General features: G+C 71.9%; 9 protein-coding genes. All 9 read right to left on the bottom strand.

The window, feature by feature from the left end; genetic code table 11:
* Positions 1 to 101: 101 nt before the first annotated feature.
* The 9 genes from allB to QYM41_RS11410 all read right to left on the bottom strand — a co-directional run bounded on the left by allB (position 102) and on the right by QYM41_RS11410 (position 12,204).
* Positions 102 to 1,445, bottom strand: coding sequence for an allantoinase AllB (allB, locus tag QYM41_RS11450; protein ID WP_368799997.1), 1,344 nt, complete (start codon positions 1,443 to 1,445; stop codon positions 102 to 104).
* A gap of 431 nt (positions 1,446 to 1,876) precedes the next feature.
* Positions 1,877 to 3,043: a glycerate kinase gene (locus QYM41_RS11445; protein ID WP_368799862.1), complete on the bottom strand. Its 1,167-nt coding sequence runs from the start codon at positions 3,041 to 3,043 to the stop codon at positions 1,877 to 1,879.
* Positions 3,044 to 3,074: 31 nt separating this feature from the next.
* Positions 3,075 to 4,850 (bottom strand): glyoxylate carboligase, encoded by a 1,776-nt coding sequence (gene gcl, locus QYM41_RS11440; protein ID WP_368799861.1) that lies wholly within the window; start codon positions 4,848 to 4,850, stop codon positions 3,075 to 3,077.
* 59 nt (positions 4,851 to 4,909) lie between these two features.
* The gene (locus QYM41_RS11435) at positions 4,910 to 5,794 is read right to left on the bottom strand and encodes a 2-hydroxy-3-oxopropionate reductase (RefSeq protein WP_368799860.1); all 885 of its coding nucleotides are present in this window, start codon (positions 5,792 to 5,794) and stop codon (positions 4,910 to 4,912) included.
* A 74-nt stretch (positions 5,795 to 5,868) separates the two neighbouring features.
* Entirely contained in the window at positions 5,869 to 6,675 is an 807-nt protein-coding gene (locus QYM41_RS11430) for a hydroxypyruvate isomerase family protein (RefSeq protein WP_368799859.1), read from the bottom strand.
* A 232-nt stretch (positions 6,676 to 6,907) separates the two neighbouring features.
* Positions 6,908 to 7,729 carry a bifunctional allantoicase/(S)-ureidoglycine aminohydrolase gene (locus QYM41_RS11425; RefSeq protein ID WP_368799858.1) on the bottom strand — a complete coding sequence of 274 codons (822 nt, stop codon included), beginning with the start codon at positions 7,727 to 7,729 and terminating at the stop codon, positions 6,908 to 6,910.
* A complete protein-coding gene (locus QYM41_RS11420) occupies positions 7,729 to 9,072 on the bottom strand; it encodes a DUF6986 family protein (RefSeq protein ID WP_438612592.1) in 1,344 nt (447 codons plus the stop codon). The genes QYM41_RS11425 and QYM41_RS11420 overlap by 1 nt, the downstream gene beginning before the upstream one ends.
* Complete coding sequence (gene aceB, locus QYM41_RS11415) at positions 9,069 to 10,697, bottom strand: malate synthase A (RefSeq protein ID WP_368799857.1); 1,629 nt, start codon at positions 10,695 to 10,697, stop codon at positions 9,069 to 9,071. The genes QYM41_RS11420 and aceB overlap by 4 nt, the downstream gene beginning before the upstream one ends.
* A 91-nt stretch (positions 10,698 to 10,788) precedes the next feature.
* Complete coding sequence (locus QYM41_RS11410; RefSeq protein WP_368799856.1) at positions 10,789 to 12,204, bottom strand: NAD-dependent malic enzyme; 1,416 nt, start codon at positions 12,202 to 12,204, stop codon at positions 10,789 to 10,791.
* Positions 12,205 to 12,349 lie beyond the last annotated feature (145 nt).

The following is a 12,349-nucleotide window of genomic DNA, read 5'->3' as shown; positions in this document are numbered from 1 at the left end:
CCCGCCGTAGGCTGAATCACACCATAACCACGCCGTCACGGGCCCGCAAGAGGTCGGAGGTCCGTCGTCGGCGTCGTGCCGGCACGGGCCGGCCCTGCGCCTCAGCTCTCCCCGCGGCGCAGGAGCCGCCCCCGGGGTGTCTCGAGGTCCACGGCGGTGCCGCGCAGATAGGTCCTGCGCACCTTTCCGGACAGCACCTTGCCCTGGTACGGAGTGATGGGGTTCTTGTGGTGCAGCCTCCCGGCGTCCACGACGAACGCGTCGTCGGGCGCGAAGACCACCAGGTCGGCGTCGTAGCCGAGGGAGACCTTGCCCTTGGTGCGCAGGCCGGCCCGCTGGGCGGGCTTCGTGGACATCCACTCCACCACGCGCTCCAGTCCGACGCCCCGGCGGCGGGCCTCGGTCCAGATCAGGGAGAGCCCGAGCTGGAGGGAGGACACCCCGCCCCAGGCCACGCCGAAGTCCCCGTTGTCCAGGTCCTTCAGGTCCAGGGTCGAGGGGGAGTGGTCGGAGACGACGAAGTCGATCGTCCCGTCGATCAGGCCCTGCCACAGCAGCTCGCGGTTGCCGACCTCCCGCACGGGCGGGCAGCACTTGAAGGCGGTGGCCCCGTTGGGCACCTCCTCGGCGAGCAGGGTGAGGTAGTGCGGGCAGGTCTCGACCGTGATGTCCAGGCCGTCCCGCTTGGCGGTCGCGAGCATGGGCAGGGCGTCCGAGGAGGACAGGTGCAGGATGTGGGAGCGGGCGCCGGTCCAGCGGGTGCGCTCGATGACCTCGGCGATCGCCAGGTTCTCCGCCCCGCGCGGGCGGGACTTCAGGAAGTTCTCGTAGACGTCCCCCTCCGGGTGCGGGGCGCGGTCGATGGCGCGGGAGTCCTCGGCGTGCACGATCATCAGCGAGTCGAAGGTCTTGATCTCGGCGAGGTCCTCCTCCATCTCGTCGGCCTCGAGGTGCGGGAACTCGTCCACGCCGGAGTGCAGCAGGAAGCACTTGAAGCCGAAGACGCCGTCGTCGTGCAGCTCGCGCAGGTGGGGCTTGTTGCCGGGGATCGCCCCGCCCCAGAAGCCGACGTCCACGAAGACGTTGTCCCGGGCGAAGAGGCGCTTGTACTCGAGGGCCGGCACGTTGACCGTGGCGGGGATCGAATTGAGCGGCATGTCCAGGACCGTGGTCACGCCGCCGGCGGCGGCCGCGCGCGTCGCGGAGGCGAAGCCCTCCCACTCGGTGCGGCCGGGCTCGTTGATGTGCACGTGGGTGTCCACCAGGCCGGGCAGCAGGTGCTCGTCCTCGGCCAGCTCCACGACCTCGCGGCCCACCAGTCCGGCGCCGAGGGGCTCGATGGCCACGATCCTGCCGTTGCGCACGCCGACCTCGCGGGGAGCGAAGTGGTCGCCGCAGGAGACGTTCCGCCCGCGCACCACGAGGTCGAACTCGCGGCCGTGCACGCCGGCGCTCTCCGAGTCCGGGCGGGGGGCACCGGCGGCATCGGCGGGGATCCCGTGCTCCCGCTGGTAGTCGGCGATCAGCCGGCGGACGCGCTCGGGGTCGTTGACGTCGTGGCTCACCTCCAGCTGGTGCGCCTGCTCGGCCTCGTCGGCGTTCCGGGCGGCGGCGGGCTTGGTGGCCGCGCGGGCGGAGTCCTCCCGGGCGACCGCCGCGGGGTCCTCGCTCAGCTGCCGCGCACGCCCGGTGGCGTCAGCGGTGCCGTCCGCGCCGTGGCCGCGCTCCGTGGGCGGTTGCCGCGGGTCCGGTCGGTGCCCCTGCTCGTCGGTCTGCTTCCCGCCCCGGCCGGGGGTGCCCGGCTGCTGCGGCGTCTTCTTCTCCGTCATGCGGAGCTCCTCCTCGTCATCGGCGTCCGCACAGGGCGCCGGGTCGGTCAGTGGTGTGAGGTCCCGGTGAGCAGTCCGGGAAGATCGCGGGCGAGGCGGGCGCCCACCTGCTCGAGCAGCCTGCCGGCCTCGCGCATGCTGACCCGTGGGTCCGGTTCGAGCTCGGCCAGGGGATAGGTCCGCACGAATCCCGCGGCCCGGAGGGTCTCCTCGTCCAGGGTGGTGCGGCCGCACACGGCGACCACTGGCACGCCGGCGGCGTGCGCCGTGGCGGCGACCCCCATGGGGGTCTTCCCGCCGAGCGACTGCTCGTCGAGACTGCCCTCCCCGGTGACGACCAGATCGGTGCCCGCCATCCGCTCGGCGAGACCCACGAACTCCAGGACCACGTCGATGCCCGGACGTCGCCGGGCCCCGAGCACGGCGAGGGCCGCGTAGCCCACACCGCCGGCGGCCCCGGCGCCGGCAGAGCCGGCCGCGGTCCGGGCGTCTGCGCCCAGGGCCTCCGCCAGCCGGTCCCGGAAGACCGTCAGCGCGGCATCGAGGGAGGCGACGAGCTCCGGATCGGCGCCCTTCTGCGGGCCGAACACGGCCGCCGCACCGTTGGCCCCCGTGAGGGGGTTGTCCACGTCCGCGGCCAGGACGAACTGTGCGTCCCGCACCCGGGGATCCAGCCCGGTGAGGTCCACCCGGGCCAGCCGGGCGAGCTCGGCGCCTCCGCGGCCCAGCTCGGCGCCCTCGTCGTCCAGCAGGCGAGCGCCGAGGCCCTGGAGCAGCCCCGCGCCGCCGTCGGTGCAGGCGCTGCCGCCCACCCCCAGGACGATCCGGGTGGCTCCGGCGTCGAGGGCGGCGCGGATCAGCTCACCGGTGCCGCGGCTGGTGGCGCCCCCGGCGTCGAGCACGGGTGCGCCGTCCTCGTCCACCGGGAGCGCGGCCAGTCCCGAGGCCAGGGCCATCTCCACCACCGCGGTCCGGTCGAGCAGGGCGAACGCTGCCTCGACGAGGTTCCCGACGGGGCCGGTCACGGTGGTGGAGCAGGCGGTGAACCCGGCCCCGACGGCGGCGTCGAGCGTGCCCTCGCCGCCGTCGGCCACCGGGACGGCCACGACCGCGGCGGTCGGCTCCACGGACCGGATGCCCGCCGCGAGGTGCTCCACCACATCGGTGGCTTCCAGCGAGCCCTTGAACTTGTCCGGGGCGACGACGATGCGCACGGCCGTTCCTCCTGTTCTGTGCGGGGCGGGGTCAGTCGAGCAGCGCGATCGCCGTCGGGGCGTCCGCGCCCCGGGCGGCGAGCTCCTCGAACTCGACCACGTTGTCGATCTCGGTCCCCATGGAGATGTTGGTGACCTTCTCCAGTATGACCTCCACCACCACGGGGACCCGGTGCTCCTCCAGGAGGGCGTGGGCCTGGCCGAAGGCCTCGCGCAGCTTCTCCGGATCGGTCACGCGCAGGGCCTTGCAGCCGAGACCCTCGACGACCTTGAGGTGGTCCACCCCGTAGCCCTGGGTCTCGGGCGAGTTGATGTTCTCGAAGGCCAGCGAGACGTTCTGCTCCATCCCGAACCCGCGCTGGGACTGGCGGATCAGGCCCAGGTAGGAGTTGTTCACCACCACGTGGATGTAGGGCAGGTTGAACTGCGCCCCGACCGCCAGCTCCTCGATCATGAACTGGAAGTCGTAGTCCCCGGAGAGGGCCACGACGGTGGCGTCGGGCTTGCCCCGGACGACGCCGAGGGCGGCCGGCCCGGTCCAGCCCAGCGGTCCGGCCTGGCCGGCGTTGATCCACTGGCGGGGTCCGTGCACGTGCAGAAACTGACCGCCCGCGATCTGGGAGAGCCCGATCGTGGAGACGTAGGTGACGTCCGTGCCGAAGGCCGAGTTCATCTCCTCGTAGACGCGCTGCGGCTTGACCGGGACCTGCGTGAAGTGCGTCTTGCGCTGCATCGAGCCCTTGCGCCGGGCGCAGTCCTTGACCCACGCGGACCAGTCCGGCACGGAGAACCGCTCCTTCCGCTCCCGGGCGACCTCGAGCAGGATCTCCAGGGCCGCGCCGGCGTCGGAGACGATGCCGAGGTCGGGGGAGAAGACGCGCCCGATCTGGGTGGGCTCGATGTCAATGTGCACGAACCTGCGGCCGGCGGTGTAGACGTCCAGGCCGCCGGTGTGCCGGTTGGCCCACCGGTTGCCGATGCCGAGCACGAAGTCGGACTCCAAGAACGTCGCGTTGCCGTAGCGGTGGGAGGTCTGCAGGCCCACCATCCCGGCCATCAGCGGGTGGTCGTCCGGGATGGCGCCCCAGCCCATGAGGGTCGGGATCACGGGCAGGTCCAGCAGCTCGGCGAGCTCGACCAGCTGCGCCGAGGCATCGGCGTTGATGATGCCGCCGCCGGCCACGATGAGCGGCCTCCGCGCGGAGGAGAGCATGTCCAGGACCTTCTCGGCCTGCGCGCGGGTCGCGGCGGGGCGGTGGACGGCCAGGGGCTCGTAGACGTCGATGTCGAACTCGATCTCGGCGAGCTGGACGTCCAGGGGGAGATCCAGCAGCACCGGACCGGGCCGGCCCGAGCGCATGAGGTGGAAGGCCTTCTGGAACGCCCCCGGCACCTGCCCCGGCTCCAGCACGGTCATGGCCATCTTGGTGACCGGCGCCGCGATGGAGGAGATGTCCACGGCCTGGAAGTCCTCCTTGTGCAGCTTGGCCACGGGGGCCTGGCCGGTGATGCACAGGATCGGGACGGAGTCCGCCCACGCGGCGTAGAGGCCGGTGATCATGTCGGTGCCCGCGGGACCGGACGTGCCCACGCAGATCCCGATGTTGCCGGGGGCGGCGCGGGTGTAGCCGTCGGCCATGTGCGAGGCGCCCTCGACGTGCCGGGCGAGGGTGTGCCGGATGCCGCCGTGGGCGCGCATCGCCGAGTAGAACGGGTTGATGGCGGCGCCGGGCAGGCCGAAGGCCTCGGTGGCGCCCTCCTTCTCGAGGATGGCGACGACGGCGTCGACCGTGCGCATTCTGGCCATGATGAACTCCTTGGAAGCAGGACCCGGGACCGGGTCGGGAAGCGGTGGGGTGGGGCGGGTCAGCGGCCGGAGCGGCCGGAGAGCTCCTCGACGAGCGTGAAGAGACCCGAGTGGTCGAGTCCGCCGTCGCCCTTGTTGACGGTGGCGGCCACGAGCTGGGCGACGATCGCGCCGAGCGGCACGGCCACGCCGGCCTCCCGGGCGGCGGAGGTCACGATGCCCATGTCCTTGTGGTGCAGCTGGAGCCGGAAGCCCGGGTCGAAGTCGCGGTCCAGCATCTTCTGGCCCTTCTGGTCCAGGACCTTGGAACCGGCCAGACCGCCCCCGAGGACCTTCAGGGCGGCGTCCGTGTCCACGCCGTAGGCCTCGAGGAAGACGACGGCCTCCGCGAGGAGCTGGATGTTGCCCGCCACGATCAGCTGGTTGGCCGCCTTGACGGTCTGCCCGGAGCCGGCGGGGCCCACATGCACGATCGTCTTCCCGACGGCCTCGAGCACCGGGCGGGCGGCCTCGAAGTCCGCGGCCTCGCCGCCGACCATGATCGAGAGCACGGCGTCGACGGCGCCCTGCTCCCCGCCGGAGACCGGGGCGTCCAGCGGGCGCAGTCCGTGCTCGACGGCCTCCCGGGCCAGGCGTGCGGCCACGTCCGGGCGGATGGAGCTCGCGTCGATCCAGACGGTGCCCTGCGCGGCGTGGGCGAAGACGCCGTCCGGACCGGTCACGACGCCCTCGACGTCCGGGGAGTCCGGGACCATCGTGATCACGACGTCGGCGTTCGCGACGGACTCGGCCACGCTGGAGGCGCCCTGGCCGCCGGCCTCGACGAGCCGGTCGATCTTGTCCTGCGAGCGGTTGAAGCCGACGACGTCGTAGCCGGCCTTGACGAGGTTCGTGGCCATGGGCAGGCCCATGATGCCGAGTCCGATGACGGTGACGTTGGTCATGGTGGAATTCCTCACTGTGGGGGCCCGTGCGGTGCGGGCGACGGGCGGTGGTGGCAGGTGCGGAAGGAGGTGGATCAGGCGCCGGCGCGGGCGCCGGACCACGCCGAGGTCCAGGCGAAGGCGTCCTGCTGCGACGCCTTGTACTCGAGGCCCACGTAGCCCGAGTAGCCGAGCTCCCGGCTGCGCTCGATCCACTGCTGGAGCGGGAGCTCGCCGGTGCCGGGCTCGTTGCGGCCGGGGGCGTCGGCGATCTGGATGTGGCCGAAGTCAGCCGCGTGCTTCTCGATGACCGCGGCGACGTCGTCACCGTTGACCGACAGGTGGTAGAAGTCGGCGAGCAGCCTGATGTTCTCCGCCCCGGCCTGCTGGACCTTCGCGATGACGTCGAGGGCGTCCTGGGCGGTCTTCAGGGGATAGGCCTCGGTGCCGGAGACCGGCTCCAGCAGCACGGTCCCGCCGATGCGCGCCACGCCCTCGGCGGCGGCCACGAGGTTCTGCACGGCCAGCTCGTCCTGGGCCTGCGGAGTGTGCTCGGGCCGGCGGTTGCCGTAGAGGGCGTTGAAGGCCCTGCAGCCGGTGCGCTCGCCGATGGCGGCGACCACGGCGATGTTGTCCCTGAACTCCCCGCAGCGGCCCTTCCAGGACACGAGGCCCCGGTCTCCGCCGGGCATGTCGCCGGCGTTGAAGTTCAGCCCGCTCAGCTGCACCCCCGCGTCCCGGATCGCGTCCACGAAGGCGTCGACGTCGCGGTCCGCGGGCACGGACTCCGCGAAGGGCCACCAGAACTCGACCGCGTCGAAGCCGGCGGTCCTGGCGGCCGCGGGGCGCTCGAGCAGGGGCAGGTCGGTGAGCAAGATGGAGCAGTTCACGGTGTAGGACATCGGGATCCTCCTGGTTCGGACGGGACCGCCACATATTTCAGGATGTGGAAGTCAACTTCTGTTTTGTGAAACAGCGTACGGTCCTCTGTGACGCAGGTCAATCCCTTATTGGAATCATTATTTCAGGATGTGGAAAGTCCTGAGGGTGGTCCGATGGCATGGAAGGACCCCGTGCCGCCGCGGTGGCAGGGCGGCACGGGGTCCGGTCGGTGGGGACGGGATCGCCGTCCGGTCAGCGCAGCTTCATCTGCCGGTTGACGTCCTTGTAGAGCAGGTAGCGGAACCGGCCCGGGCCGCCCGCGTAGCAGGCCTGGGGGCAGAAGGCGCGCAGCCACATGAAGTCGCCGGCCTCGACCTCGACCCAGTCCTGGTTGAGGCGGTAGACGGCCTTGCCCTCGAGGACGTAGAGCCCGTGCTCCATGACGTGCGTCTCCGCGAAGGGGATCACCGCCCCCGGCTCGAAGGTCACGATCGTCACGTGCATGTCGTACCGGACGTCGTCCGGGTCGACGAAGCGCGTGGTCGCCCACTTGCCGTCGGTCCCCGGCATGGCCGTCGGCTCGACCTCCTGCTCGTTGGTGACGAACGGCTCCGGCACCTCGATGCCCTGCACGTACTCGTAGGCCTTGCGGATCCAGTGCAGGCGGGCGGGCTCGCCGCCGCGGTTGCGCACGGTCCACTCGCACTCCGGCGGGAGGAACGCGTAGCCGCCGGGGACGAGCTCGTGCTCCTCCCCGTCGACGGTCAGGACGAGCGCCCCCTCCATGAGGAAGAGCACGCCCTCCACGCCGGACTCCGTCTCGGGCCGGTCGCTGCCGCCGCCGGGGCCGACCTCCACGATGTACTGCGAGAAGGTCTCCGCGAAGCCGGACAGGGGCCGGGCGAGCACCCAGACCCGGGTGTCCTCCCAGAACGGGAGCCGGCTCGTGACGATGTCGCGCATGGTCCCGCGCGGGATCACCGCGTAGGCCTCCGTGAACATCGCCCGGTCCGTGAGCAGCTGGGTCTGGCCGGGGTGGCCGCCGTGCGGCGCGTGGTAGGTGGTCTCGGTCATCAGAAGTCGCCTCCGGTGGTCGATGCGGCCGGTGCCGCGGCCTTGGGGTGGGCCAGGGAGAAGAGCTCGTGCTCGCCGATGCCGGCGCTCTCCTCGAGCTCCTCCCCGGAGATCGCTCCGCACAGCACGCCGCGGTGGACGAAGCGGGCCAGGGCGCGGGCCGTGGCGGGCTCGTCCATGATCTCCGACTCGATGCCGTGCACGTAGTTCTTCAGCCGCAGCGCCGCCGCGGCGAAGCCCTCGCGGTAGAAGAAGTACGTGGCGAGGTAGCGGGTGGGCAGCTGGTGCGCGTGCAGGTCCCAGCCCTGGTAGTAGCCCCGCTCCAGGGAGCGGCGCACCAGGCGGGCGTGCAGCCGCCAGGCGGCCAGCTTCTGCTGCTCGTCCCCGGTGGGCAGGATGTTCGTGGAGCCGTCGGAGAGCCGCACCCCGGTGCCGGCCACGGCGACCTGCATGACGGCCTTGGCGTGGTCGGCCGCCGGGTGCTCCATGGACTGGTAGTGGGCGGCGATCTGCAGGGAGTCGGAGTAGTCGTAGGTCCCGTAGTGCAGGGCCTCGACCCGTCCGTCCGTCCGGTGGAGCATCGCCGGGATGGGGCAGGTGCCGTCCGGTCCCAGGATCATCGGGGCCGTCTCCATCTGCACCTCGAACCGCAACCGCCCGGCCGGCAGTCCGAGGCCCGCCTCGAGCTGTTCGCAGGCCTCGACCATGACGTCGACCTGCTCCGTGGTGCTCACCTTGGGCAGGGTGAGGACGAGGCCTCGGGGGAGGCCGTCCTCGCTGTGCCCGGCCTCCCGCAGCCCCCCCTCGCGCACCAGGGTGGTGAGGAACAGGTCGAGCGTGCGCAGGCCGCGGTCCCGGGTGGCGGCCTCGAAGCACTTGAAGCGGATCCCGATGTACGGCGGTGCGGTGCCCTCCCGGACGGCCAGGGCCACGGTGCGTGCCGCGCGCACGGCCCACTCGTCCTCCTCCGGGTCACCGCGGTCGCCGAAACCGTCCTCGAAGTCCAGGCGGACGTCCTCGATGGGTTCGGTGGCGAGCTTGTCCTCGACGGCGCGCGCCACCCGCTCGACCAGACCGGGGTCGGCACCCTCGGGGGCCACCTGCTCCGCGAGGGAGGCCGCCCCGAGCCCGGCCACGGACCGGGCGGCGCGCTCTCCCCACTGCCGGGCGGTCTCCGGGGTGAAGCTGTCGGCGGGGAGGTAGACGGTGTGCACGGGCTGGCGCGTACCCGGGTCCCCCGGGTAGGAACGCGGGAGCAGCGCGTCGGTTCCGGCCAGCCGCTCGGCGGCGCGCTGCCGGAAGGCCGTGCCCAGCGTCCCGGCGCCGTGGTCGCCGGCGCTCACTTCGTGGTCACCCGGTCGCGGCCGGACTGCTCGAGCAGCTCGTAGGCGGGCAGGGTGAGGAAGTCGACGTAGTCCTCGTCCAGCACCAGGTCGGCGATCAGGGCGGCCGCGGGCTCGAAGTGCGCCGCGTAGGACTGCGGATCGACCTCTCCGCGCAGGACCTCCTTCTGCCGCCCGAGCTCCTCGGCCACGAGCTCGCGGGTCGCGGTGTTGCCGGTGTCCTCGTAGACCACGCCGTTGCGGATCTGCTGCCAGATCTGCGAGCGCGAGATCTCGGCGGTGGCGGCGTCCTCCATGAGGTTGTGGATGGCCACGGCCCCGTTGCCGGAGAGCCACACCGCGGTGTAGCGGATCGCCACGTAGAGGTTGGCCGCGAGCTCCTTCTGGGTGCTCACCCGCCCGGCGCTGGCGACGTCGAGCAGCTGCTCGGCGCTCACCCGCACGTCCTCCCGCAGCCGGTCGACCTGGTTGGGGCGCTCGCCGAGGACTCCGTCGAAGACCTCGCGGCAAGTGGGCACCAGGTCGGGGTGGGCCACCCAGGAGCCGTCGAAGCCGTCGTCGGCCTCCCGGGTCTTGTCCGCGCGCACCTTGGCGAACGCGGCCTCGGTGGCCTCCTGGTCCCGCCGGTTCGGGATGACCGCGGCCATGCCGCCCATCGCGAAGGCCCCGCGGCGGTGACAGGTCCGCACGAGCAGCTCGGTGTAGGCGCGCATCAGCGGGGCCGTCATGGTGATGGTGGAGCGGTCCGCCAGGACGAACTTCTCGCCGGCGTCCCGGAAGTACTTGATGATGCTGAACAGGTAGTCCCAGCGTCCCGCGTTGAGCCCCGAGGCGTGCTCGCGCAGCTCCCAGAGGATCTCGTCCATCTGGAACGCCGCGGGGATCGTCTCGATGAGCACGGTCGCCCGGACGGTGCCGTGCTCGATGCCCAGGTGCTCCTCGGCGAAGCTGAACACGTCGTTCCACAGCCGGGCCTCGAGGTGGGACTCCAGCTTCGGCAGGTAGTAGTACGGTCCGTGCCCGTTGGCCAGCAGGAGCTTCGCGGTGTGGAAGAAGTGCAGGCCGAAGTCCACGAGCGCGCCGGAGGCCGGCTGACCGTCCACGGTGACGTTGTGCTCGGGCAGGTGCCAGCCGCGGGGCCGGGTGACGACCACAGCGAGCGGGGCGTCCTGGCGCAGCGCGTACTGCTTGCCCTCCGGGGACGTGTAGCTCAGGGTGCCCCGGGCGGCGTCGCGCAGGTTGAGGACGCCGTCCACCTGGTTGTGCCAGGTGGGGCTCGAGGCGTCCTCCAGGTCGGCGAGCCAGACCTTGGCCCCGGAGTTCAGCGCGTTGATCGCCATCTTGGCCGGCGAGGCGGGCCCGGTCATCTCGACCCGGCGGTCCTGCAGGGCCGGCGGCGCCGGGGCGACCGTCCAGTCCCCCTCGCGGATCTCCCGGGTCTCCGGGAGGAAGTCCAGGGTGCCGGTCTCGGCGGCCCGGCGGCGGTTCTGCTCCCGGGCGCCCAGCAGCTCGGCGCGGCGGTCGGCGAAGTGGTGGTGCAGGGCCTCCACGAAGGAGAGGGCCTCGGCGGTGAGGATCTCGCTCGCGCGGTCCAGGCCGGCTGGGGTGGTGAACTCGATGGCCATGGTGGTCTCCGTTCGGTGCTGGGTTCGGTGGGCGTCGCGGCCCGTGGTGCGGGGCGGCGACGCCCGGTGGTGCGGACGCGGTGCCGCGCTGCTAGCGGGCGGCCGCCGGCGCGAGCTGACGGGTGTCCTGCTGGGCCGCCTGCTGCACTGCCTCGGCCACGGCCGGTGCCACGTGCTGGTCGAAGACGCTGGGGACGATGTAGCTCGCGTTGAGCTCGTCCTCGGCCACGCAGTCCGCGATGGCCTGCGCGGCCGCGACCAGCATGTCGGTGGTGATGTCGGACGCCCCGGCGTCGAGCAGACCCCGGAACAGGCCCGGGAAGGCCAGGACGTTGTTGATCTGGTTCGGGAAGTCCGAGCGGCCGGTCGCGACCACCGCGGCGTGCTCCGCGGCGACGCCCGGATCGATCTCGGGGTCGGGGTTGGCCATGGCGAAGACGATCGCGCGCTCGTTCATGGCTGCCACGTCGGCCCCGTCGAGCAGGTCGGGGGCGGAGACGCCGATGAAGACGTCGCTGCCCACCACGGCCTCCTTGAGCGAGCCGGAGAACCCGGTCCCGTTGGTGTTCTCGGCGATCCACTGCCGGTGCGCATCGTCGTAGCTCTCCCCGCGGTGGATGGCGCCCTTGCGGGAGCAGGCGATGATGTCCTGCACCCCCTGGGCCTTGAGCAGCTGGATGATGGCGTGCCCTGCGGCGCCCACCCCGGAGACCACGACCTTGATGTCGCCGATCTGCTTGTCCACCACGCGCAGGGCGTTGAACAGCGCGGCCAGGGCCACGATCGCGGTGCCGTGCTGGTCGTCGTGGAAGACCGGGATGTCGAGCTCCTCGCGGAGCCGGGCCTCGATCTCGAAGCAGCGCGGCGCCGCGATGTCCTCCAGGTTGATCCCCCCGTAGACGGGGGCCATGGCCTTGACGATGCGCACGATCTCGTCGGTGTCCGTCGTATCGAGGCAGACCGGCCAGGCGTCCACGCCGGCGAACGCCTTGAACAGGGCGGCCTTGCCCTCCATGACCGGCAGGGCGGCGGCGGGGCCGATGTCGCCCAGGCCGAGCACCGCGGTGCCGTCGGTGACCACGGCCACCGTGTTGCGCTTGATCGTCAGCCGGCGGGCGTCCTCGGGGTTGTCGTGGATGGCCATGCACACCCGGGCCACGCCGGGGGTGTAGGCGCGGGAGAGGTCGTCACGGTTGCGCAGCGAGACGCGGGGGGTGACCTCGATCTTGCCGCCGAGGTGGATCAGGAACGTGCGGTCGCTGATCTTGCGCACCTGGACCCCGTCGAGCGCCTCGAGCGAGTCGCGCACCTCGTCGCGGTGGGATGCGTCGGAGACGTTGCAGCTGACGTCGACGACGACGTGGGCCGCGTGGGACTCCACGATGTCGAGGGCGGTCACGGCCGCGCCGGCCCGGGCGGCGGCGGTGGCGAGCTCGCTGGTGACGGTGAGACCGGCAGGGGCCTCCACGCGCAGGATCATCGAGTAGCCGGGACTGGGCGTGGCCATGGTTCCTCCGAGAGCGGTGGTGCGACCATTTCAGTCGCATTGTGGAATGAAACTTTCGTATTATGGATATTATGGGAGTCGGCCGAGGTTGGCAAGGAACATCCGTGACACCTGTCACGGGGCCGGCCGCCGAGTTCTCGCCCGC

The organism is Kocuria oxytropis (genome assembly GCF_040981195.1).
Classification (GTDB): Bacteria; Actinomycetota; Actinomycetes; order Actinomycetales; family Micrococcaceae; genus Kocuria; species Kocuria oxytropis.
This window is presented reverse-complemented; position numbering and strand designations above follow the sequence as displayed.